25 protein-coding genes are annotated in these 24,127 nt (G+C 38.2%); 16 read left to right on the forward strand and 9 right to left on the reverse strand.

Annotated elements, in window-relative coordinates; all coding sequences use genetic code 11:
• The first annotated feature begins 45 nt into the window (after positions 1–45).
• The 4 genes from nth to BK585_RS10050 all read left to right on the forward strand — a co-directional run bounded on the left by nth (position 46) and on the right by BK585_RS10050 (position 6,516).
• A complete protein-coding gene (gene nth / locus BK585_RS10035) occupies positions 46–705 on the forward strand; it encodes an endonuclease III (RefSeq protein WP_078553314.1) in 660 nt (219 codons plus the stop codon).
• The gene (locus BK585_RS10040) at positions 702–1,211 is read left to right on the forward strand and encodes a YpoC family protein (protein WP_078553315.1); all 510 of its coding nucleotides are present in this window, start codon (positions 702–704) and stop codon (positions 1,209–1,211) included. The genes nth and BK585_RS10040 overlap by 4 nt, the downstream gene beginning before the upstream one ends.
• A 231-nt stretch (positions 1,212–1,442) precedes the next feature.
• Positions 1,443–5,018 carry a dynamin family protein gene (locus tag BK585_RS10045; protein ID WP_078553316.1) on the forward strand — a complete coding sequence of 1,192 codons (3,576 nt, stop codon included), beginning with the start codon at positions 1,443–1,445 and terminating at the stop codon, positions 5,016–5,018.
• Positions 5,019–5,400: 382 nt separating this feature from the next.
• Entirely contained in the window at positions 5,401–6,516 is a 1,116-nt protein-coding gene (locus tag BK585_RS10050) for a YncE family protein (protein ID WP_078553317.1), read from the forward strand.
• Positions 6,517–6,583: 67 nt separating this feature from the next.
• Here BK585_RS10050 and BK585_RS10055 read toward each other — a convergent pair whose 3' ends face one another.
• Positions 6,584–9,187 carry a PBP1A family penicillin-binding protein gene (locus BK585_RS10055; RefSeq protein ID WP_078553318.1) on the reverse strand — a complete coding sequence of 868 codons (2,604 nt, stop codon included), beginning with the start codon at positions 9,185–9,187 and terminating at the stop codon, positions 6,584–6,586.
• A gap of 74 nt (positions 9,188–9,261) precedes the next feature.
• Positions 9,262–9,861, reverse strand: a complete 600-nt coding sequence (gene recU, locus BK585_RS10060; RefSeq protein WP_078553319.1) for a Holliday junction resolvase RecU — start codon at positions 9,859–9,861, stop codon at positions 9,262–9,264.
• 175 nt (positions 9,862–10,036) lie between these two features.
• Here recU and BK585_RS10065 point away from each other — a divergent pair, with 175 nt between their 5' ends.
• Positions 10,037–11,002, forward strand: coding sequence for a DUF2515 family protein (locus tag BK585_RS10065; protein ID WP_078553320.1), 966 nt, complete (start codon positions 10,037–10,039; stop codon positions 11,000–11,002).
• A 68-nt stretch (positions 11,003–11,070) separates the two neighbouring features.
• Here BK585_RS10065 and BK585_RS24600 read toward each other — a convergent pair whose 3' ends face one another.
• Positions 11,071–11,196 (reverse strand): hypothetical protein, encoded by a 126-nt coding sequence (locus BK585_RS24600; RefSeq protein WP_281248895.1) that lies wholly within the window; start codon positions 11,194–11,196, stop codon positions 11,071–11,073.
• Between the two features lie 224 nt (positions 11,197–11,420).
• Here BK585_RS24600 and racA point away from each other — a divergent pair, with 224 nt between their 5' ends.
• Positions 11,421–11,942, forward strand: a complete 522-nt coding sequence (gene racA / locus BK585_RS10070) for a chromosome-anchoring protein RacA (protein WP_078553321.1) — start codon at positions 11,421–11,423, stop codon at positions 11,940–11,942.
• A 34-nt stretch (positions 11,943–11,976) separates the two neighbouring features.
• On the forward strand, positions 11,977–12,351 hold the full coding sequence (locus BK585_RS10075) for a DUF1798 family protein (RefSeq protein ID WP_078553322.1): 375 nt from the start codon (positions 11,977–11,979) through the stop codon (positions 12,349–12,351).
• A 157-nt stretch (positions 12,352–12,508) separates the two neighbouring features.
• On the opposite strand, the gene dat is transcribed toward BK585_RS10075, so the two are convergent.
• The 3 genes from dat to BK585_RS10090 all read right to left on the reverse strand — a co-directional run bounded on the left by dat (position 12,509) and on the right by BK585_RS10090 (position 14,367).
• On the reverse strand, positions 12,509–13,357 hold the full coding sequence (gene dat, locus BK585_RS10080) for a D-amino-acid transaminase (RefSeq protein ID WP_078553323.1): 849 nt from the start codon (positions 13,355–13,357) through the stop codon (positions 12,509–12,511).
• A gap of 107 nt (positions 13,358–13,464) precedes the next feature.
• Positions 13,465–14,079, reverse strand: a complete 615-nt coding sequence (locus BK585_RS10085) for a trimeric intracellular cation channel family protein (RefSeq protein WP_078553324.1) — start codon at positions 14,077–14,079, stop codon at positions 13,465–13,467.
• Between the two features lie 90 nt (positions 14,080–14,169).
• Positions 14,170–14,367 (reverse strand): hypothetical protein, encoded by a 198-nt coding sequence (locus BK585_RS10090; RefSeq protein WP_078553325.1) that lies wholly within the window; start codon positions 14,365–14,367, stop codon positions 14,170–14,172.
• A 228-nt stretch (positions 14,368–14,595) separates the two neighbouring features.
• Between BK585_RS10090 and ilvA the strand changes: the two genes are divergently transcribed.
• Both ilvA and BK585_RS10100 read left to right on the forward strand, forming a co-directional pair.
• Complete coding sequence (gene ilvA / locus BK585_RS10095) at positions 14,596–15,843, forward strand: threonine ammonia-lyase IlvA (protein ID WP_078553326.1); 1,248 nt, start codon at positions 14,596–14,598, stop codon at positions 15,841–15,843.
• A gap of 208 nt (positions 15,844–16,051) precedes the next feature.
• Positions 16,052–16,966: a chemotaxis protein gene (locus tag BK585_RS10100; protein ID WP_078553327.1), complete on the forward strand. Its 915-nt coding sequence runs from the start codon at positions 16,052–16,054 to the stop codon at positions 16,964–16,966.
• 333 nt (positions 16,967–17,299) lie between these two features.
• On the opposite strand, the gene BK585_RS24980 is transcribed toward BK585_RS10100, so the two are convergent.
• Complete coding sequence (locus tag BK585_RS24980; protein WP_170885531.1) at positions 17,300–18,493, reverse strand: C40 family peptidase; 1,194 nt, start codon at positions 18,491–18,493, stop codon at positions 17,300–17,302.
• A 195-nt stretch (positions 18,494–18,688) separates the two neighbouring features.
• On the opposite strand from BK585_RS24980, the gene BK585_RS10110 reads away from it, so the two are divergent.
• The 3 genes from BK585_RS10110 to BK585_RS10120 are packed head-to-tail and all read left to right on the forward strand — an operon-like array spanning position 18,689 to position 20,487.
• Complete coding sequence (locus BK585_RS10110; RefSeq protein ID WP_078553329.1) at positions 18,689–19,213, forward strand: type 1 glutamine amidotransferase domain-containing protein; 525 nt, start codon at positions 18,689–18,691, stop codon at positions 19,211–19,213.
• Between the two features lie 34 nt (positions 19,214–19,247).
• Positions 19,248–20,195 (forward strand): ribonuclease Z, encoded by a 948-nt coding sequence (rnz, locus tag BK585_RS10115; protein WP_078553330.1) that lies wholly within the window; start codon positions 19,248–19,250, stop codon positions 20,193–20,195.
• A 31-nt stretch (positions 20,196–20,226) separates the two neighbouring features.
• Positions 20,227–20,487 carry a DUF2524 family protein gene (locus tag BK585_RS10120; RefSeq protein ID WP_078553331.1) on the forward strand — a complete coding sequence of 87 codons (261 nt, stop codon included), beginning with the start codon at positions 20,227–20,229 and terminating at the stop codon, positions 20,485–20,487.
• An 84-nt stretch (positions 20,488–20,571) separates the two neighbouring features.
• On the opposite strand, the gene BK585_RS10125 is transcribed toward BK585_RS10120, so the two are convergent.
• Positions 20,572–20,664 carry a YjcZ family sporulation protein gene (locus BK585_RS10125; RefSeq protein ID WP_078553332.1) on the reverse strand — a complete coding sequence of 31 codons (93 nt, stop codon included), beginning with the start codon at positions 20,662–20,664 and terminating at the stop codon, positions 20,572–20,574.
• Positions 20,665–20,853: 189 nt separating this feature from the next.
• On the opposite strand from BK585_RS10125, the gene BK585_RS10130 reads away from it, so the two are divergent.
• From BK585_RS10130 to BK585_RS10145, 4 genes are all read left to right on the forward strand, one after another.
• Positions 20,854–22,023: a pyridoxal-phosphate-dependent aminotransferase family protein gene (locus BK585_RS10130; protein WP_245805812.1), complete on the forward strand. Its 1,170-nt coding sequence runs from the start codon at positions 20,854–20,856 to the stop codon at positions 22,021–22,023.
• Between the two features lie 63 nt (positions 22,024–22,086).
• On the forward strand, positions 22,087–22,419 hold the full coding sequence (locus BK585_RS10135; RefSeq protein WP_139367536.1) for a thioredoxin family protein: 333 nt from the start codon (positions 22,087–22,089) through the stop codon (positions 22,417–22,419).
• Between the two features lie 21 nt (positions 22,420–22,440).
• Entirely contained in the window at positions 22,441–22,875 is a 435-nt protein-coding gene (locus BK585_RS10140) for a BrxA/BrxB family bacilliredoxin (protein WP_078553335.1), read from the forward strand.
• A 12-nt stretch (positions 22,876–22,887) separates the two neighbouring features.
• On the forward strand, positions 22,888–23,301 hold the full coding sequence (locus tag BK585_RS10145; RefSeq protein WP_078553336.1) for a TlpA disulfide reductase family protein: 414 nt from the start codon (positions 22,888–22,890) through the stop codon (positions 23,299–23,301).
• A gap of 15 nt (positions 23,302–23,316) precedes the next feature.
• Here the strand turns inward: BK585_RS10145 and BK585_RS10150 are convergent, their stop codons facing one another.
• On the reverse strand, positions 23,317–24,045 hold the full coding sequence (locus BK585_RS10150; protein WP_078553337.1) for a metallophosphoesterase family protein: 729 nt from the start codon (positions 24,043–24,045) through the stop codon (positions 23,317–23,319).
• Positions 24,046–24,127 lie beyond the last annotated feature (82 nt).

Here is a 24,127-nt window from a genome sequence, read left to right on the forward strand (position 1 = left end):
TCTTCTTTAGAAAAGCGATTTGTCGCATCTCATAGGGGGAAAATGATGTTAACCAAAGAAAAAATAAATACAGTGTTAGAAACGATGGCTGAGATGTTTCCAGAAGCAGAATGTGAATTAACGCATAGTAATCCTTTTGAATTGACGATTGCAGTCCTTTTATCAGCTCAATGTACAGATGCGCTCGTTAATAAAGTGACGCCGGGTTTATTTGAAAAGTATAAAGAACCTGAGGATTATCTTGCCATCCCACTTGAAGAGTTAGAACAAGACATTCGTAGAATAGGTCTGTTTCGTAGTAAGGCCAAAAATATAAAAAAGCTTTGTCAGATGCTCATTGAAGAGTACGGAGGAGTCATTCCCAATGACCGTGATGAACTGACCAAGCTCGCCGGAGTAGGAAGAAAGACAGCGAACGTTGTTGTATCCGTCGCTTTTGGTGTCCCAGCAATTGCTGTTGATACCCATGTAGAACGCGTATCAAAGCGTCTTGGCATCTGTCGTTGGAAAGATTCGGTAAAAGAAGTAGAAGAGACGCTAATGAAAAAGATTCCGAAAGAGCAATGGTCGGATGCCCATCATCGTTTTATCTTTTTTGGTCGTTATCATTGTAAAGCACAATCACCTCAATGTGAGATATGCCCACTCCTTGATTTATGTCGTGAAGGTCAAAAACGAATGAAAAAACGAGGGAAGGTTTCGTGAAAACAATAGCAATTCCTTTTGAATTTCAAGTTTTTCCATTTTATCAGGATGAAGATAGGCTTTCTGTAACCGAGGATTGTTCATTTAAATACAATACAGAGACTCAGCCGTTTTATTATGACATTGTAGAGTCTGAGTCTAACATTCAGCCATGGCAAACAAGTGAACAATATGTTCCTCAGCTCTTTTTGCTGTGGCGAGAGATTCAACCAGACCTTCAGTCATGCTATCAAAGGCGAGACCGCACTTCGGCACACCGTCCGATGAGAATCGCCATAGCGATGCTCATACAAGCCGTTTATTGGACAAATGAGCAAAAGGTGGAATCGATTGTGGAGCTTGCAAAAGTGATAGCTTCACTGGCATATACACCTATAAATTGCGGGGAACGACTTCAATTCATACTAAGGGACCCAACGCATTTTCATAGCTATAATCAAGTAAAAGCGATGTTTGACGAAAGTGAAAAACTATACTACCGAGCACAGCTCTTAAAAAAGAAATAAACGAGGGCCCAGAAAAAGTTAAAAAGCAAACTTTTTGGATTGGGGAAGGGCCCTGGCTTCGCTCGCTCGGCGTCATACAAAAGAAGCCCGCTTTTGCATGACATAAAAGAAGTAGCGGCTTCGCTCAGGACATAGAGGGCCCAGAAAAAGTTAAAAAGCAAACTTTTTCTGGGCCCTCTACTTTTTATTTTTGAGAAAATTCGCTATAGTAGGGGTAAGGAGTGTGGAGAAATGAGCATAGTGAAAGAAGAGATAGAAAAAAGCATTCAATCGTTGTTAGCATTAACTGAAGAAGAGGAAACTCGTTTTACTAAATTAGATGAAAAAAATAAGAGCGAAGCATTTGAAGTTGCATTTTGTGGGCATTTTTCTGCTGGGAAATCAACGATTTTAAATGCTTTATTAGGTGCGGACATTTTGCCGACAAGTCCGATTCCTACTAGTGCAAATATCATAGCGATTGCAAACGGAGACCTAGCTTTACATGTGAAAACACGAGCAGGTGAGGAGAAAAAATGGTCCGGTGAAATCCCGTGGGAACAGGTACGTACGTGGGGGATGGATGGGCATGACATTGCTCAAATTACCATTTTTGCACCACTGCCTTTTTTAGGGAAGCATAGTCAGATTTTAGATACTCCTGGAGTGGATTCAACCGATGATTCCCACCAGGCTGTAACCGTTGAACAGTTATATACAACAGATGTAATTGTGTATGTGATGGATTATAACCATGTTCAATCAGAGACCAATTTATATTTCCTTAAACAATTATCACAAGAGAAAAAACCAATATATATTGTTATTAATCAAATTGATAAGCACGATGAAACTGAACTTTCAATTGAGGAGTTCGAACAGTCTATTAAAGATGTTTTTTTTAAGTGGGATATTCATTTCGTACAATTGTTTTTTACAACGATGAAGGCACCTCATCACAAGTTAAATGGTTTTGTGCAATTTGAAAAGAACATCAAAGGATTATTATACAATAGTAAACCTTTGTTGCCATTATCGAAAGAACGACTATATGAAGGTACGGTTAGAGCCATAGAACAACGTGTCATTGAGGAAAAACAAGAAAAAATAGATGACATTCTTTCAATCATGAAGGAAAAAGGGTATAACCCAGATCAATTATCAGAACGTGAACATATTGTATCAGAGCTTGAAAAGGTAAGAACGAGCGAAAAAGCTATTACTATATCTTTTGAAAAAGAAGTTGAGAAAGTATTAGCTGATGTGACGTTATTTCCATACTCAACGACAGACCTAACAAGACAGTGGTTAGAAAGCATGCAGTCGTCTTTTAAGGTGGGATTGTTATTTGCAAAAAAGAAAACGGAAGAAGAACGAAATCTCCGTTTAACTCGTGTGGTTGAAGAATTGCAACAAAAAGTGAAAACACAACTGTTGTTTCACATTCAAAAATATTTTCAAGAGCTTGATAAGATGAAGCTTTCCAACAAGGATGAAGTGGAACAAGCGATTGCAAACATTGGCTTCAAGGTAACCCCTCAGTTGTTTATTGAGCGGGTGAAAACAGAACATACAAGTCGCGATTATGTTTTTACGTTTACTAAAGAGATTACAGCTACAATTGTTAGAGACATCCGTCAAAGCTGTTTTCACGTAATTACTTTGTATAAAGAGGGACTAAAAGAACACTGGCATGAGGAAGAGACAACACTTCAAAACCAGCTCCTTCGCTTTGTTACAGTGGAGTCCTATGTCGATGACATCGAACAAGTAAAAAGAGAGTACGACGAACTGCGAGAGAAGTTAGCAGCGATTCTTCCAGTAAAGGCAACGGATTTTGAGAGCGAGATAAGTGAAGCAAGCAAAAAAACGTATCCTACCGATGAAAACCTATCTTTTTATCAAGTGGACCTTCCTAGCGACAGTGTCATTGATACGAGTTGGGAAGCGGAAGGCCCACCGAAAAAGCAACCTATTAAGTTATCGGATGAATGGCTGATCCCGTTGGCCTCTTCCCTTGCGAAAAATGGGGATAAAGACTTGCTAGCAAATGAAAGACGACAATTAATCGATCGAATTGAGCGCTATCAAAACCAATCATTTGTGATATCGTTATTTGGAGCATTTAGTGCTGGAAAATCAAGTTTTGCCAATGCATTGTTAGGCGAAGCTGTGCTCCCAGTTTCACCAAATCCGACAACGGCAACTGTAAATACCGTTCAACGTTCAACAGAAGAGCATCCTAATAATACAGCTACAGTGTTTGTGAAATCAGCAGAACAACTTAATGCAGAAATCGTTGCAGTAGCAGAACAACTTGATGAGAAATTGACATTAACTTCGATAGCGTCTTGGAAACCTAGTACTAAGGCAATAGAATCAAGTTGGCAAAAAACATATGCAGAATATTTAGTTACGATTCAAAACACATTAGCTGAGACTTCTTGGGAGTTAGGGTCACAGTTCACCATTTCACTTGATGAACTGAAGCCGGTAATTGCTGAAGAGCGTCAAGCATGCTTAGTCGATTCTGTAGATATTTATTATGACAGCCCATTAACTGAAAAAGGAATTGTATTGGTGGATACTCCAGGAGTGAATTCGATTCACGGTCGCCATACGAATGTAGCTTTCCAACAATTACGACGGTCAGACGCGATTTTTTATGTGACCTATTATAATCATGCTTTCTCAAAAGCTGATGAGTATTTCCTACAACAAATGGCTAAGGTAAATGAGAGCTTTAGCCATGATAAATTGTATTTTGTGATTAATGCAGCTGATTTAGCAAGTACCGAAAGAGAGCTTAACGGCGTTAGAAAACATGTTCATGACCAACTCGTTAGAAATGGAATTGAGTATCCACGACTTTTTCATCTATCTGCGAAAAAAGGCTTGGAAGCGAAAAAAGCGAATCAACAAGAAGACAACTGGTTCTCTCAGTTTGAATATTCGTTTTACCATGATACGATTCATGAATTAAAACAATTAAGCTTACAGATGATTGAGCTTCAAGTAAAACAACTTGTTAATAAAATAGCTGACAGTCTTGAGTTTATGAATGCAAACAAAGAAAAACAAATGAGTCGGAAACTAGAGCTTAAGCAGCAAGTAAATCAGAGAAAATTAGTTGTCGAACAACTTTCTTTTTCAGCAGCGATTCACGATATCACTCAAGAACTAGAGCAACTTCTTATTTATTTAAGAGAACGAATGGCCTATGTATTAAACGATTATTATACAAGTGCAATCAACACGGCTACGATAACAGGAACATCAAAAAAAGAACTACAAAAAAAATTAGCTGATGCCATTAAAGAGTGGAAGGGAAACGGGGAATACTTTTTGAAGCAAGAGCTTGAAGCAAATTTGATTCGACTAGAAGAAAAAATAAGGAGCCGTTCACAACAGTGGCTGCACGAGCAAATTGTGGCTATACAAAATGATATTCCTCATGTTAGCTGTGAGGAAAGTGTTACTGTTCCAACATTGTCACTAACTGCGTCTATACAGCTTTTAATTGACCACACACTTTATACGACTTACGTGAAATCAAAGAAAGATTTCTTTGAAAATGGAGTCATTAGGAAACTAAAAGAAGATATTGTGGCCGACGGGAAATCAAAGGCTGGAGAAGTCATTGACACTGTTCATCCATCAATCATTGAACAAGTTAGTCAAGTCAGTGACACGCTAGAAGAACAACTAAAGGAGCGCATCATCATTGCCTTAGATAAGGAGCTAGAACGTTTTGAGCTTCTCTTAGACGAAAATGAAAAACAGGTTCTTGAAGAAGAGTACTCGGCACTTCAAGAGTTTATCAAGTAGTAAAAAAACAGACGGCAATTCTTGCGAAACCGTCTGTTTTTTTCAGTGTAATTTATATTAAACCTCAGGTTGATAATATTCTAAGGGAATTTTATCGTCCTTCTTCTTATCAGTTGTATTCCGCTTATTTTTTTCTTCTTTCTTTATGTTCTTTTGATTATTTCTTTTCTCAGCCATAGTTATTCCTCCCGCTTTTTTTTACATCAATACTACTATTACCAGAAACAATGAGGTCATTCACAACAAGGTAAAATAGCATAGGTGATTTTTCTCATAAATCTAATAGGGGTACGTAAAGATTAAGAGAATACACCCATTAACAGGCTCTACCATATTAGCTACAATGAAATTGTGTAACTAAATGTGAAAGGTTTGTGAAAAAATGTATAAAAAAGGATTAATTTTATGTTTGGTAGTTTTTTTACTTGTGATTACTTCTGCATTTTCTCCTAGTCAAGGAAAGGGAGGAGGAAGTCAATCAAAAAATATTGACCATGAAATATGGGTAGCAGACCAAAAAAATAACGAGATTTATATTATTAACGGCAGAAACTTACATATTGAACAGACATTAACGACGAAAGATGGAGTAGGAAAAAAACCTCATATGCTCGTGTTTGATAACAATGGTGATTATGCGTATGTCGCGAATATGGAATCAGGGGATGTCTCTGTCATTCGAGCCAAAGACAGAAAAATCGTCGATACAATTCCTACAGCTCCAGGAGCTCATGCAGCGGTGCCAACGAATAAGCGAGATAAAGTGATTGTAGCGAATACACCCAGTCAAAGTTTATCTGTAATTACAACAGATGTAGCCAATGAACACTTTTCTTTAGAGCGAACAGTATCTCTACACGATTATCAAGAATTATCTAATCGAGAAGAGTTTCCAAATCTTAATCCGATCTGTTTATACTTTACCGCAGATGATAGTTCTTTTTATGTAACGATTGGCGGAGGAGGCTTAGTTGTATTTAATACAGAGACGTTAGAAATTGAAAAAGCTTATACAAAAAATGAAGTCATTGCTAATGGTTGTGGATTAATTCTTGCTCCAGACCAGCAGCATATGTATGCGAATGCAGGAAACGTAACAAAGGGGGAATATTACCTTTTTGATACTAATACTCATCAACTGATTGAAACTAAAGACAGTCAAGGGTATGATGCCCATGGTGTTGATATTACTCCAGATGGGAAATATCTTTGGGTCGTCAATCGTCATTCCAATGATGCAAGTATAGTTGATATTTCAACAAATGAAGTTGTTAGTAAGGTAGAATACGTTGGAGATTCTCCAGACCTTATCCGTTTTTCACCAAATGGACAGTGGGCTTACATTACCACTAGAGGACCAGAACCTGCAACAGGAACACATGATTTGTCAGGACAACGACCAGGTGTATCAATCATCAATACCAAATCGTTAAAGAAGGTAAAACAAATTTCATTCCCAGGGGCAGATATGCACGCAATTGATGTTAGGGGAAGATAACTACACAAAAAAAGAGAAGCCAATTAGCTTCTCTTTTTTGTGTATCTTTACTAACTTCAATCTCTAGTTAATCTGTTGGTTCTTCGTCTGTGTCATCATCAGGGGATGCACCGGTACCACCTCGATTGCCATTTCCACGACCACGGTTGCCTTCAGGTGCCGGTTCCTCTTCATCGTCTGGTTCAGGAATGATATCAATTGGTAAATCTTCATCATCCGTTGGAGGAGGTGGTGTTTCATCCACTGGAGGAAGATCTTCTTCAATCGGATCTGGGATTTCAATTTCTTCTTCAGGAGTCGACACTGATACTTGAGCAGGGTCACTTTCTAAGTTTTCATTCTCATCTGAAACTGCAATGACTCTAAAGCGATATGTTGTGCCTGGGTATGGCGCATTTATAATAAATTGCATATCCTTCGTAATATCTAACGTATGGAAGTCTTCATCGCCAATGCTTTGTTGGACTCTAAATGATACTCCTTCACGTTGGTTTTCTGGATAACTCCAACTCATAATGATTTGGTCTGAATCTTCTTTGTAACCAGCTGTTAAGTTCTGTGGTGCGGTTACTTGATTAAATTTTTCACTTACTTGTTTTGGCTCATAACCTCTCACAAACAACTCTTCAACAATTTCACTTGAAGGGGTGAATGGGCTAGGTAACAGTCCTGTCTTTTTCTCAATTTTTACAGAAACAACAGAATTTGGACGGACAAAATCTTCTGTTTCTTTATCCTCAGATACTTTTGAGATAACGGCCTTAAAAATTTGCTGAGCAAGTTGTCTATCGGATGAACCGAGCAAATAATTTCCTTCGCCTTTTCTGTCATATCCTGTCCAAACAGCAGCGGTGTAATTGGTCGTATAACCAGCAAACCAAACATCAGGAACAGCTCCATCTGGAACGTTAAATCGTTCGATATCCTCAGTTGCAAAGTTAGTTGTACCTGTTTTCCCGGCCATCGGTAGTCCAGGAATGTTGGCTACGCCACCTGTTCCTTCACGTACGGCTGATTTTAACATATCTGTTATCATATACGCTGTGTAATCATTCATCGCGACATGAGGGTCTGGTTTCGTATGAATTACACGGCCATCAGGGAATTCTATTTTTCGAACCGTATGAGGTTTAAAATAGATTCCATCATTTCCAAAAGCAGAGTAGGCACCTGCTAAATCTAACGTTGAGATACCGGTTGTGAACCCGCCAATACCATAAGCTTCGGTCATAGGCTGGTCAAATGGAATTCCAATACCTTCTGCAAATTCTTGAGCGCGTTCTGTACCGACTTCTTGTAATGCCTTAATTGCTGGGACATTTAAAGAGTCTTTTAAAGCTTCTCTCATCGTAACAGGTCCTCTATGAGTACGAGTAAAGTTACGGACAGGAGTGTTATTAATATCATTATACGTATGAGGCTCATCGACAATAATTTGACCAGTAGACCATTTTTTGTCCTCAATGACAGGACCATAGTCTAGTATAGGTTTAATCGTTGAACCAGGTTGTTTTTTTATGTCAGTCGCATAATTAAAACCTCGTTTCACTTCTTGCTTTTGACGTCCGCCACCAATGGCTTTGATTTGACCGGTTTTAGTATCAATTAACGTTATCCCAGCTTGGAAATCTTCATTCTCAGGATAAGTTGTTATAAACTCATCCGTTTGTAACACCGCTTCAACATGTGATTGTGCATCTTGGTCTAATGTTGTGTAAATTTTTAAGCCAGCTGTGTATAAGTCACTTGGTGTAATTCCTTCTATATCCTCAACTTCAGATAATACTTGGTCTAAGAACGCCTCAAAAGGATAGGAATCACGCTCAGCAGGATTTAATTGGTCAACAACGGCAATCGAGCGTGCTTCTTCAGCTTCAGCAGCCGTAATTTTACCATGGCGTTCCATTAATCCAATTACTATGTTCCTGCGACGCTCAGCGCCTTCTGGATTGTTTAATGGATTAAAATGACTTGGACGTTGTGGCAAACCTGCTAAAAGAGCAGCGTCAGCTACGGTTAAGTCTTCGAGATTTTCTTTATTAAAGTAGGTAATCGAGGCTTGTTGGACCCCATAAGCCCCTTTGCCAAAATAAATACCATTTAAATACATTTCTAAAATTTGTTCTTTCGTGTATTGCTGTTCGAGTTTAATCGCTAAATACTGTTCTTGTATTTTACGGCTGATCGTCTTTTCAGGAGATAAGAAGGCATTCTTAATCACTTGTTGTGTAATTGTACTGGCTCCTTCAGCTCCAAATCCTCCTGTAAGGTTTGCCGCAACAGCACCGAATAGACGACGAATGTCGATACCAAAGTGCTGATGAAAACGAACGTCTTCAACCGATAATACAGCATCTTCCATTAATTGCGGTATATCGTGAATACTTATCCGAATTCGATTTTCAGCGGCTTCAAGCTGTGAGAAGTTTTCATCATTTTGGTCAAATACTTGTGCTGACTGAGCAAACATTAATCGCTCAGGGTCGAGTGGAGGTGCATCCTTAATGATTGAAAACAAAACAATTGCTCCGACAATCCCTGCAACGGCCATAAATGCGCCTGTAATTAAAGCGATTTTTTTAAATAAGGCTTTCCTTGATGGTTTCTGATTTTTTTCATTACTTTTCCTTGCTTGTCTACGACCTGTTCTTGTTTTTAATTCATCTGACATGATCGCTCTTCCTTTCTACAATCATTCGTTCACTATATACAAACGTTAAAAGTGCATGATTCGTTTCATTCTGGCTAAAAATAAATATGTTGAACGACTTTAAGGTAATCAATTCTAGGATGAAATCCTGTTTTGACAGGATGTCCTAACGATTCAATTTCTTTTTTTGGAATTGATTTTCTTGCTGATTTTTGGTTTTCGTAATAAGAAATAAGATGTGATGCATCAAGTAAAAATACTTCATCCGCACTTGAAAAGCGGAGTAATACAAAGCATATTCCTTGGTGGGCGAGAACATGTCTCATATGGTTAATTTGATGGTCATGAAAATTTTTTAAAGGAAACGATGTTTTATTTCGTGTTTCTTTTGCTTCAAAGTCTAAATGTTTCCCGAGAAAGACCCCGTTATAGTCTGTTGTGGAAGGCTGGCGGAAATATGCTTCCTTAATCACAGCGGCGCTCCGATGGGGATAGTCCACTTTGACAATTTGAAGTGGAGTCGGCTTCTTATGAATAACCGCCATTCCATGTGCTAAGTAATACTCGTTCGTCTCATTAATGTCCTCTTCTAGTGTCATTCCACGATTGCTAAAGCTTTCTTGCTTTTTACTACCGTTAATGGTTGCTTTCGGTTGACTATTAAATTTTTTCCCATTTGGATAATGGATTGCCATCAAATCACCCATTTCTATCAATCAAAAGCTAATGATATAAAAAATATCATCAAATAATCATATCACAAATGTTATTTTATGAAAATACGGGAAAACTGCAAGAATAATTTCTTTCATAGTTTTTAACACTTTCTCACAATTTCGCAGTTCTCATACATAAGAGGGAGGCAATTGAATGATGTACACTAGCGAAGAAAGCCGGTTACTATCAAGAATTCAAGAAAAAGTAAACGTAGGAAATCTTGATAATATTTCACGTACCGTATTTTATCGACAATTTTATGAACGGCATCAAGAAATTCGTTGGGCGCTTTTAGCTAGCATGGTCTCTCGAAATGCTGGCTGGAATATGACGGACTTAGAAAGCGAATGGTTTCAAAGAATGCTATCACCTAAGTTTCGTCAGTTGCTGTTTCTCACTTATGAACGTGCCAATTGGCTCATTTTCGCAGATGTCTACCCACAGCTTTTAGTATATGAATATTCAAAAAAGGCGAAAAAGCCGTTATTTCATTTGCTTGATTATTTTTTTGTTTCTGCGTTTATCCAAAAGGAGTGGATTCGTTTTTGGAAATATCAAGAACTCAATCGATTGTGTACAGCGCTAATTGTGAATGAGCAGCATCTTATTCAAAAGCCTGTAATTGAGCATCCGGTTATTAACAAAAAAGTATTTTCTTCGTTACTATATATCACCGAAGAGCACCTTCATTTTAGTTATGTATTGTTTCCGACCTTACAAGGAGAGCTTTATGGCTATTATGTAAAACATTTTACTGATGTTAGGCAAAGAATCGCTTTAGGAAAAAGATTAGCATGGTTGTTATTTGATTCTGAAAAAAACCACGAATTTCACCAGTTTTCAAATCGAATTGAACATACGGGGTCTAGAAATGATTTTGAACGATTTCTTACGTGGAAGCCAAAAAGAAAAAGTCCGATGCTACGGACAACATTTCCTGTAGTCACACACCATCGTCATGATGTAGCGGATTGGTCAATAGGGAAGAAGCAAGTAGATCGATTTTTTAAAGGAGAGATGAAAGCAGAGTTACATGAACTAACGTCATGGTATAAACATAAGTTAGAAGAGTTAGTCATTGGAATGAAAATCGAGGAGTGGTTACTGCCAAAGCGATAGACAATATTCAGCCTGTTAGGTGGTCGTTTCTAACCTAACAGGCTTACAAGCAGGATTTTGTTAAAGTCTTATTCTGCTGGTCGATTTGGACCAGTTAATTTTTTATCACCATACCCAGGATTTTCTTTACTTGTTTGACTCCCTGGAGCATTGTTTCGCTGTTCTTTTACTCTCTTTTTAGCATCAGAAGACATATGACTCACCTCCAATCTTTCTATCCGTAGTATGAGCAATTCCAAGAATTCGATACTAAAAGGTGTTGTCGAATTGTGCAATCAGCTTCTATCTTTGACGAATTAATTCTAGTTTTGTCAGGTGGGAAGGGGATTGTTATTTCCATCCGAATACATAGTGTAACAGTAAATGTAGTCAGTATATCGGTTTTGTGAGATAAAGCGATCATATAGGAGGGCTAATTATGGATAATGTATTTGAAACCAAAGAAGTATCGGAGCTATTAGGCGTCAATCCAACAACAATCAAGAAATGGGTCAAGTATTTTAATCTTCGCTGTTCAATTAATGAACAAGGACACTATTTATTTCAAAATTCTCAAGTTGAAGTGTTAAAAGATATTAAAGGGCAGTTGTATTCCGGGAAAAAAATGAGAGATGTTCATGTTTCAATGAATTCAGAAAAATCAAAGACAAAAAAGGAAGAGAGAGTCCAAGCATATCAATTGGAGTATAAATTAAATCAAATCGTCTCTAAAATTGATCAATTTGAACAAAAACTGTCTCAAAAAGCAGATGAGGTTGTGAGTTATCAGTTGTTACGACATCGTTCAGAGATTGATGATATCACTTTGATGCTGCAATCAATTGAACAACGTTTACAGTCCATTGAAGTTAAAGTATCTTCCCAAGTCGATGAAGAACAACCTTATCAAGCTGAAATCAAATTAAAAAAGCGCTCACTGTCACAAATCTTTTCATCCTAACAAAAGATTGGTAGTATAGAGGTGGAGGTATGCTATGAATGAACAACAAAAACAACAACTACTTTCTTCTACCAATAATTTAGTGGAAATTAATGAAGAAATTCTGTCTCATTTTGGTCAAAGCTTAACGGATGAACAATACCGAGAGCGTTTTGATTCTGAGATTAAGCCATTTGCAGATAAAGTATTACAAGAAGCAACAGTATGGAAAAACTTAGCATTACAATGGATTGAAACAGACCATCCTAAATATATTTATCCGATGCAAGTCAATAACTTATTTGATAACATCACAGCGATGGCCATTACTGTTCTTCAACCAAAAGCCAAAAAGAAGCATGTTGTTGAAACGGTAAAATCAATCGATTATATTTTGAAAACCGTAAGCCAGCAAGTTGACGTACAATAATAGAGGGCACTGAAAAAGTTCGGTTTTTAACTTTTACAGTGCCCTCTTAGCAATGGGCAAAACCGCTACTATTTTTAAAGCAAGTTGTGAGTTTTTTTCACAACTTGCTGAAGTGAGTGCAAATGTTTTAGTTCGTTTTGTCCCGGCCTCTATAATACTATGTTCTCGTTTCGAATGAATTCCGCTCGTTTGCAAATAGGGCTTGAAGTTCTTTAGTTATCGTTCCAGGTAAGCGGTTGCCTACTGGTTGGTCATCGATTGAAACCACAGGCATAACTTCAATTGTTGTACCTGTAGCAAACACTTCATCTGCGCCTAAAAGTTCGGTAACTGTAAATTCTCGTTCATTTACAATATATCCATGTTTGTCTGCAAGCTCCAATGTCACTCTTCTTGTAATCCCATTTAAAATCATAGTAGTTACAGGATGAGTTATGATTTCTTTGTTTTTTATCATAAAAATGTTTGCAAGACTGCACTCAGTAACGATTTGATTTCGGTGCAAAATCGCTTCTTCTTTACCTGCTTTTTTAGCTTGTTCATAAGATAGCACAGCACCTAGCAAATTTAAGCTTTTGATGTCACATCGTAACCAACGTATATCTTCTGCTAGTATCACATCGATGCCTTCTGCCAGCATTTTTTCTGGTATTGGCTTTTCTTTTACATAGGCAGTTAATACGGGAGTGGTACTTTCAGGGAAACCATGGTATCTCGGTGCGACGCCTCTTGTATATTGTAAGTAAATGTATCCCGTTCCTAACTGATTCAATTGAACCAGTTTTTCAAGCATGGCATTGATTTCTTCCTTTGTATGGGGAAGATTGAGCAGAATAGACGAAGCTGAAGCAACTAAGCGGTCGGTATGTTCTATTAATCGAAAGCAACGCCCGTTATATACCCGGACTACTTCATAGACACCATCGCCAAATTGATATCCCCGGTCTTCCATATCAATGTGAACATCTTCTCGTTTGATAAACTCATTTTGATAAAGTACCCACATACTTTAATCCCCGTCCTTTTCGTATAAGCTATATCTAGTGTACATGATTGTATCTTTCAGATAAACCAATACTTATGTGAACCTAAATATACGTACGATAAGGGATATCAGTTATTTTTCATATAAGATAGTTTTCGGTAGGGAAGACGCCAATTATAATAGACAGATAACATTCTTAGAGCAACAATCAATAACAACAAGGCAGCAATCCCCAAAAAGCTAGTGCTCCAGCCAATCCCAATTAATAGTCCAGCTACCATCGCCCATACAATATAAATTTCAGAACGTAAAAATAATGGCTTTCTTCCTGCTAATACATCGCGAATCATTCCACCCCCAGCTCCAGTTAAGGCAGCCGCAACGATTACCGCACTAAGCGGGTGGTTCATAGACGTGGCAAACATTGCTCCCTGAATTGCGAACGCCGATAACCCTATCGCATCAAACAATAAACCCCATTTCATCCATTGACTTATCCAGAACGTAGGTAGGAAGAATGCGAGTGTCATGACAATGATAGCAATTGTAAATAAGTTTCCTTGGTCCCATAAGGCAGAGACCGGTACACCAATTAATAAATTTCGAATCGCTCCACCCCCAAAGGCTGTCACGAATCCTAGTATATAAACACCGAGTAAATCATACTCTTCCTCCATGGCAACAATAACGCCACTAAGGGCAAAGGCTATTGTTCCAATTATGTTTAAAATCTCCCAGCTCATGATTCTCTCCCTTGATCGCGAAAAGAAGGGGTGTCCATCTAGGTCATTTCGACCTGATTGAACACCCTTCTTCTTTTCTTATTATGTTTGTTATCCGTTATCACGAAGCATTAAGAAAACAAAATATACTAGTGATACAATTGATAATAAAACAAGTACCCAATACGTTAAGCCTGTTGGGTCGTTTGCAGCACTTTCCCCGTTACCTCCACCACCACCAGCAAATGCTGTCATTGGAACAAGTAAGAAAGCAAAAAGGGCTGTAAGCATTGTAAGTTTTTTTAACATGATTTTACCTCCAAGTGTCAGTATGTAAGCAAAAGCGAACTGTTGATAGTAAGTTATTGCTACTTGGTCTTTTTATCCACTTCTCATTATAGTTTGGTTCTTATGATTACGCAATATGTACGCATGACTGTTTTAAAAGTGCTTGGCTTTTTCTAATCCGAATAAGGTATGATAAGATAATTACATTATATGTAGAAATTAAGAGTGAAACATGAAAGGAACAAGGATATGGGAAAGATTCATATTGAAGATATTATAATTGCCAACCAAACACTTAAAGATGTTGTCTATCATACACCACTACAAAAAAATCAAGTATTGTCAGAGCGCTATGAGTGTAACATCTATTTAAAAAGAGAAGACCTTCAAGTCGTCCGTTCGTTTAAAATAAGAGGGGCGTATCATCAAATTCATAGCTTACCTGAAGAGGCGTTAAAGAATGGCATCGTTTGTGCTAGTGCGGGAAATCATGCCCAAGGAGTAGCCTATTCGTGTAAAACACTTCAAATCAAAGGGCGCATATTTATGCCAGCAACCACCCCTCGTCAAAAAGTAGACCAGGTTGTTTTCTTTGGAAAGGAATATGTGGAGGTCGTATTAACAGGAGATACCTTCGATGATTCTTTTAATGAAGCGATGAACTATTGTAATGAGCATTCCATGGCATTTATTCATCCCTTTGACCAAGAAAAAATTGTAGCCGGACAAGGAACAGTCGGTGTTGAAATTATGAATGACATCGATGAACCAATCGATTATCTTTTTTCTTCGATCGGTGGTGGTGGCCTTATTTCTGGGGTGGGTACCTATATTAAAAGTATCAGTCCTCAAACAAAGATTATAGGAGCTGAACCTTTAGGTGCTCCGGCGATGAAAAAGTCGCTGGAAAAAGGAGAAGTGGTAAGGCTTGATGAAATTGAAAAGTTTGTTGATGGAGCAGCGGTGAAGAAAGTTGGAGAGATTCCATTTGAGATTTGCCAATCGATTTTAAATGATATTGTGTTAGTACCTGAAGGGAAAATATGTACAACCATCTTAGATTTATATAATCAAAATGCGATAGTAGCTGAACCAGCCGGTGCTATGCCAATTACTGCTTTAGATTTTTATAAGGATGAGATTAAAGGGAAGACCGTTGTTTGTATTGTTAGTGGGGGCAATAATGATATTGGCCGTATGCAAGAAATGCGAGAGCGTTCTCTTATTTATGAAGGCTTACAGCACTACTTCATTATTCAATTTCCACAACGTGCAGGGGCGCTACGAGAATTTATCCAAGATGTCCTTGGGCCTGATGATGACATTACTCGTTTTGAGTACACGAAAAAAAATAACAAAGCAGATGGACCTGCCCTTGTTGGAATCGAGCTAAAACATGCAGATGACTACCCGTTGTTTATTGATAGACTTTCAAAAAAAGGTTTTGACTTCAGAGAAATTAACAAAAACGAGACCCTGTTTAATTTACTAATTTAAAAACAAAAAAGCTTATTCTTATGGGATAAGCTTTTTTTGAGTAAGTATACCTAAATATAGAAAAAGGATTAAGGTAAATAGTCTCATTTTGTAAATACTTTTACATTCAAATGTTTTTTTGAAAAAAGTATGGTGACAAGCGAAAAAGAGTGGTATTCTGAAATAAATAATAAGTTTTCGGCGATTGATAAAAAGGGAGTTGAACAAAATGAATTATAATAATAAAAAAGGAATTTTACTAGAAAGTGGAACTAATGAACTAGAGATTATTGTATTTTCGATTGGCGATGAAATGTTTGGAATAAATGTATTAAAAGTACGCGAAATCATCAACCCACTTCCTATTACAAAAATGCCAAACAGTCACCCTAACGTCGAAGGGATTATCCGTCTTCGTGACATGATTTTACCAGTAATTAATTTAGGGAAGGTGTTAAATTTCCCTGTTTCAAATAATCCAGAAAAAGATAAATTAGTTGTTGTTGAATTTAACAACATTAAAGCGGCTTTTCATGTTGACGATGTATCTCGTATTCACCGAATATCATGGGAGCAAATTGAAAAACCTTCAGAAGTGACACAAGGGCTAGAGCAATCAACCATTGGAGTTATTAAATTAGATGATGAAATGGTCTTATTGTTAGATTATGAAAAAATTGTAGTGGAAATTGCTCCAGAGGTAGGAATAAACAAAAATAGCATAAAAGAGTTGGGTCCAAGAGAGAGAAGTGACAAACGAATCGTAATTGCGGAAGATTCAGCTGTTCTTCGCAGAATGATTGAGGATACATTAGCTGATGCTGGATATCATAACGTATATTTCTTTGATAATGGAAAAACAGCATGGGAATACCTTGAAACATTATCAGAGAAAGGGAGAGCTGGTGTGGAAGAAGCAGTTCAGTTAATTATTACTGACCTTGAGATGCCACAAATGGACGGACACCACTTAACAAAACGAATTAAAGACAGTGATGTTCTTAGAGGACTCCCAGTCGTTATTTTCTCTTCTTTAATAACTGGTGAATTAAAACATAAAGGGAAGTTAGTTGGAGCAGATGCTCAAATTAGTAAACCTGAAATCGCTCGACTTGTTGAAACAATTGATAAACTGATTTTATAAGATCACCATCAATATGAGAAAAAAACCACAAAGAGGAAGGTCTCTTAGTGGTTTTTTGTATTCTATCGGACACAGAATCCGCTATCTTTACTAAAAATGGGCTTTTACAAGTGGTTCGGACGCGGGTGTCCGATACATCAATAGAATCAGAAAAAAGCGTGATATAACATCTCTTGTCCGTTGGAGAACTGGTAAGCTAATTTCAGGAAGGCGATAGCTTCGCTCACTGCGCGTGCTTTAATAAGAAGTACACTTATTAAAGTACTTTTTCAAAAGAGGGCAGTGGCTTCGCTTATCGCAAGTAATCAAAGACGGCTTTGCCGTTTTTCTTAGTTAATTGATTCGCTTGGCGCCAAGGTAACGTGAGCTCCAATACGATTGATCTAGGTTACTGATCGTTACTCCTGTTGACGAACCGGCATGAATAAAATCACCGTTGCCTAAATAAATACCGGCATGGGAAGGACCTGCAGCGTAAGTTGTAAAGAATACAATATCTCCTACACTCGGATTAGAAACCGAAGAAGACGCTCCCCATATTTGACTTACTGTTCGTGGGATAGTCACACCATGCTGTTTATAAACATATAATAAAAAGCCACTACAATCAAATCCGCTTGGTGAGGTTCCCCCCCATACATAAGGTGAACCGATAAGATTTTTAGCTGTAGAAATGATAGATGAAGAAGCCCCATCTGCTTTTGGTTCAGGTTCAGGCTCTGGTTTCGGCTCAGGCTCAGGCTCGGGGTCTGGTTGTGATTCAGAGCTAGCTGTCACGTCTTCCGTTGCCGTTGAAACGGCTTCTTGAGTTGATGTTTGTACAGTTGCTTTATAATCATCATACTCGATTTTTTCATCTTCAGATAAAATGTGGCCGATTGTTTCTGAACCAGCAATACCGTCAACTAATAGGTCATGGGCTCTTTGATAATTCATAACTGCTTGTTTTGTTTGATTTCCAAAAATTCCATCAACACCTTGGTAATATCCATATTCTTTTAAATGCTCCTGTAAATCCATTACCATCTGGCCTTGGTCGCCATTTCGTAGTAAGAGGTCTTCATGTAATTCTTTTTTAACTTCTGTTTTTGCTTCAGATGAGACAAGGGCTAATTTAGGGTCATTCACTTCTTCTTTAATGTTGGCTTTAAGGTAAGGGCCATTTCCCAAGACTGTTTCTGCCGAGTTTAGCATATGACTAATTGTTTTTGGACCAGCCTGCCCATCTACTTTTAAATCATGAGACTCTTGATAATGCTTAACTGCTTGATAGGTTAGAAGCCCATACATGCCATCGTGAGCTCCTTTGTAATATTGAAATGCTAATAAATAACCTTGTAAATGGAAAACCTGTTGACCTGTGTCTCCAAAAGAAAGCAATTGTTCTAATTGAAGAGTTGGGTCGTTTGATAATTGTTCTGGACTATATGACGTAGCCTCGGCATGAGGGGTCATATGCATGGTAGCTGCACCAAGTACCATTGAAGTTACCAAGAGTTTCCCTTTTGTTTCCGATTTCATCACCATCATCCATCCTCCTGTATTCCCCGTAATCGTTGTTCGTATTTTCCCTATGAATGAATCCTACTGACGATGACAGCCCTTATCACACATTGTATGTACCTATTTGAAGCTTAGAACACAAGAGGCATTGTTTTGAGAGTGATCAAAAAGATAGTATAATCATTATAGGAGATATTACATAAAAATATGGAGGTCATTATGAAGTTACTTCAGAAAAAAGTCATTGCATTAGTCGACCATGAATTTGAGGATCTTGAACTATGGTATCCTGTTCTTCGCTTACAGGAGGAGGGTGCTACTGTACATTTTGTTGGACCAGAAAAACAAACTGTATATAAAGGAAAGTATGGCGTACCTGTCACAACTGATTTTGGATTCGCAGAAATACACTCCAAAGATTACGATGGAATCCTCGTTCCAGGAGGATGGGCACCTGATAAGTTACGCCGTTATCCAGAAGTCATTTCGTACATAACGGAAATGAATGAAGCGAAAAAGCCAATCGGTCAAATTTGCCATGCAGGATGGGTATTAATTTCAGCAAAAATTCTTCAAGGTGTAAAAGTTACAAGTACCCCTGGAATTAAAGATGATATGGAAAATGCGGGAGCAATTTGGATTGATGAACCTGTTGTCATCGATGGTCATATCGTTTCAAGCAGAAGGCCACCTGACTTACCGCAATATGGAGAAGCTTTTGTGGATGTGCTAGCTCAGTCGTAACTTCGATAGGCTAGTCCATAAGGGAGGATTCAGAATGGAGTTTCACTTTTTTGGTACTGGAGCAGGTATTCCGTCAAAAGATAGAAATGTAAGCGCGATGGCAATTCGTTTTTTGCAGCATAATGGAATGGTGTGGCTGTTTGATTGTGGAGAGGGGACCCAGCATCAATTTCTTCATTCTTCACTAACATTAAGTAAGATAGAAAAAATTTTTATCTCTCATCTGCATGGGGACCATATTTTTGGTTTGCCGGGTCTTTTAGGAAGTCGTTCGTTTCAAGGTGGACGAAATCCAGTCACGATTTATGGTCCAAAAGGGATTCAAACCTTTGTGGAAACAAGTTTAACGACCTCGCAAACTAGATTGCTGTACGACCTTTCGTACCATGAGGTTACTGACCAAGAAATATGTGTTGATGGCAATATTTCCGTTCAATCTTTTTTATTAGAACACGGGTTAGACAGCTTCGGCTATCGACTAACAGAAGTCGATAAACCAGGGAAATTAGATGTAGCCAAACTTAGAGAAAAAGGAATACCACCAGGTCCCTTATACGAGCGCATCAAAAAAGGGGAATCGATAACCTTGGATAGTGGTGAGGTTCTAGAAAGTTCATGTTATGTAGGACAGGCTACAAAGGGACGAGTTGTCGCTATTGCTGGAGATACAAGGGAAACCGAAAAAGCGCTGTCTTTGGCAAGAGATGCGGATGTTCTTATTCATGAAGCAACATTCCGCCAAGGGGAAGAAGACCAAGCGTATCAATTTTTTCATTCCACCACAAAACAAGCTGCTCAATTAGCGATACAGGCTTCTGTGAAATATTTACTGATTACTCATATTAGTTCAAGGTACTCTAAAGAAGAAAGTGAGATTGAAAAGGAAATACAAACGCTGTTTCCTTCTTCTTTCCTTGCTTATGACCATGCAGTTTTTACATGTCATGAAAAGAATAAAATACTAAGTAAACAGCCAAATTAAGATCAGTCTCGTACGATGAGGAGGGTTATTATTGGCAACACATGATCAAATTAACTATTATGTAGAAAAAGTAAGTGAAACGATTGATTATGCACAAAAACAATTAGATGATTTCCAAAGAGTTGAACATGGGAATTCCGAGGAATATACGAATGCGCAACTACAGTTAGAGGAAATAAATCAAGAGCTCGATAGTATCATTCGAAGCGCGACGCCTGAGCAACGTGAACAGCTTAATCGAGCACAACAACGACTTAGACAAATGCAAAACCACATGATTCTTAGACAGTAGCCTATTGAGCGATGATATGAGTACGAGAAAAGGCTGACTCCACGAAGGAGTCAGCCTCTGATCTATCTGATACGTCTGTTTTAATTAGTAGCCGACGTATGCTGTCCCGATAATTACAAGTAGAATAAACAACACAACTAATAGCGCAAAGCCACTTCCGAATCCAGTGTGAGCCATAGTGAAAACCTCCTAAAGAATGTTTATTTAACTTACACTCATACCATATGTAATTAAAGCTAAGTATGTATGGGCATTCCCCTATTTTTTTGAAACTTTTTTTACATGGTCTGTTTTTTTTTTTCTAAAGGGCTTTTTACCCTGTCGTTGAATATATAATATTGATACGTAAAAGGGAGAGTGATGACTATGAGTTTGAATCCACCAGAACGAGTGTTAATGGGACCTGGACCAAGTAATGTAGACCCAAGTGTATTGCGAGCGATGTCCATTCCACTAGTTGGCCATCTTGATCCTGTTTTTTTAAAAGTAATGAATGAAACAATGGATATGCTTCGACATGTCTATCAAACTAAAAATAAGATGACGATGGCGATAAGTGGAACAGGAAGCGCAGGAATGGAAACGTTATTTGTGAACTTGGTTGAGCGAGGGGATAAGGTCATCATTGGTGTAAATGGTTTGTTTGGAACGAGAATGGTTGATGTTGCCCAACGATGTGGTGCGACCGTTATTGAAGTCCACGCACCATGGGGGACAATTATAGAACCAAGCAGCATTGAAACCGAATTACATAATCATCCTGATGCGAAAATAGTAGCAGTAGTCCATGCTGAAACATCAACTGGGGTTCGTCAACCGTTAGACGAAATTAGTAACATCGTTCATAAAACAGATGCTTTATTTGTTTGCGATATGGTCACGTCTATCGGTGGCAGTCCAACTGAAATTGATAAATGGAACATAGACGCAGCGTATAGCGGGACCCAAAAATGCTTAAGCGCTCCTCCAGGATTAGCGCCCATTACATTAAGCGATAAAGCAGTAGACGTTATGGCAAAGAGAAAAACGAAAGTACAAAGCTGGTACTTAGATTTATCGATGATTCAGCAATATTGGGGTGATGAACGTTCTTACCACCACACGGCACCGATCTCAATGATATATAGCCTACACGAAGCATTACGTTTGCTCGTTGAGGAAGGAATGCCATCAGTATATGGTAGACATGCAAAGTACGGTGAAGCACTTCATGCTGGGTTAGAGGCTATGGGATTAAAGCTACTCGTCGATAAATCTCATCGTCTTCATCAGTTAACATCGGTCTGTATACCAGAAGGCGTTGACGATGCGAAGGTTAGAAGTGGCTTGCTCGATAAGTACGGTATTGAAATTGGTGGAGGCTTAGGAGAATTAAAAGGGAAAGTATGGCGCATTGGACTGATGGGGTACAACGCCAAACTAACGAATGTCACCTTACTTTTAGCGGCATTAGAGGATGTTTTATCAGACCAACACACTTCACTTTCTTTTGGGAAAGCACAGAGTGCAGTGAACCAGGTATTGACCCAGTCTTAACGAAAATGAGCAAGAAAGTTGTACCGCTGCTTCCTTTTTGTATAATGGAAGAAGGAAAGGAAGTTGAGAACGCCCATGCAAGAATTAACAAAAAAAGAAGCATATCAATATCTTACAAGTGATATTGGTAAAGTTGTATTATATGTGTATTCTCCTTTTTGTGGAACATGTAGAGTAACGACAAAAATGCTTGAAACGGTATCAGAGATGTTGCCAACCGTGAACATAGGAACATGTAATTTAAATGCAATGCCTGGATTGGCTCAGGATTTTAAAATTAAAAGTGTTCCATACCTGGCAATTGTTCAAAATGGCAAAATTGCAAAAGAAATTTATGCGTTTCGCTCGATCCCATATTTATTTGAAACAGTAAAAAAAGAAATGATAAATTCATGAAATGAAAGGGGATAACATAACATGTCAATGCATTATGAAGATTATATGAGACAAGTGATTCAACCGATGCGACAAGAATTAGTAAATGGAGGTTTTAAAGAGCTGAGAACAGAAGAAGAGGTAGCAAACTATATGGAAAGTGCAGAAGGAACTACATTGGTGGTTATCAACTCTGTATGTGGTTGTGCTGCTGGGCTGGCAAGGCCATCAGCGATTATTTCCTTACAAAACGATACGAAACCAGATCACTTAGTGACAGTGTTTGCAGGACAAGATAAAGAAGCTACAGCAAAAATGAGATTCTATTTTGAGGGAATCGAACCATCATCTCCTTCTATGGCATTATTAAAAGGAAATGAAGTCGTTCACTTTATTCCTAGAGAACAAATTGAAGATAGAAGTGTTGAGGACATCGTTAGCAATCTCACAAGTGCGTTTGATGTTCATTGTAAATAAGGGTGGTCTGGTATGAAGGCTCCAGCATTTTCATTAAAAGACATCAATGACTTGGAAATAGCACTAACGGACTTCAAAGGCAAACCTGTAATGATAACTTTCTGGGCTTCATGGTGTCCTGATTCTATCAAAGATTTGCACCAAAAAAATGAGTTATTTACAAGCATGGACAAAGACAAGCTTGTCTTCCTTACGATAAATGTGACAGGGCGAGAAGGGCATGAAGGTGATGGTCCTAAATTTATTGCGGAGCAAGGATACAAGTTTCCCGTTCTGTTGGACAAGGGGACAAAAACGTATGATTCCTATCGCTGCATGGGTGTTCCAACGACGATACTCCTAGATAAAGACCAAAACATTGTTGCCACCTTCAATGACAGAAGTACGTTTATGGACATTATGAACGGACTCACAAAGTTAGTATAAAAAAGCGGGATAAGCCTAGAAAGGGCTTATCCCGTTTTTTACCACCTTTGATAGCAACTCTACATTTGGATACTCTAGCTCCTCATATTTTTTGAGTACACGTTCGACATCATAGGAAACGCGCTTAATTTTTATATTGAATTCTGTTTCATCCTCTTCAACAAGAAGATAGGAGGCGCGAGGTTGTCCATCGAATGGTAAGCCGACACTGCCTAAGTTTGCTACGCATTTACCTTGAAAGAAACGCACATATGGCAAATGAATATGAGCATACAAATAAAGTGAAGCTTCTTGCTTTGACATTAATTTTTCTAAAAGTACATCATCATTTTCCTTAGGTAGCACCACTTCAAACAAACTAGTAGGTGTCGCATGGAAAGCATGTATCTTCTGACCATTCTCCATTGTAAGATGAAGTTCGGTATCTAGCGATTGTAAAAAGGTAACATCGTCATCGTTTAATTTAGATCGAATCCAGTCTCTTTCGATATTCATTATTTCGAGTGCAGCAGAAGGAACTTCTCCTTCTTTTACCCCGCGTACGACCCACTCATCGGCATTGCCTTTAATCACTTTGGTCGCAATCGATCGAACGATGTCAAGAGAGCGCTTCGGTTCAGGGCCGCGATAGCAGATATCCCCTAATACAAACGTTTGATTTACATTTTCTTTTTGTAACGAATCAACAACAGCATCTAAAGCGACCGCATTTCCATGAATATCAGAAATAAACGCATATTTCATTTTTCATAACCTCCACCGTTTAATAGTAATAGTATGTAAGTCATTGATCGTAATTGTTCTCACTGTTCGTAGGGCTTGTTCA

Source organism: Bacillus alkalicellulosilyticus, from assembly GCF_002019795.1.
GTDB lineage: Bacteria > Bacillota > Bacilli > Bacillales > Bacillaceae_F > Bacillus_AO > Bacillus_AO alkalicellulosilyticum.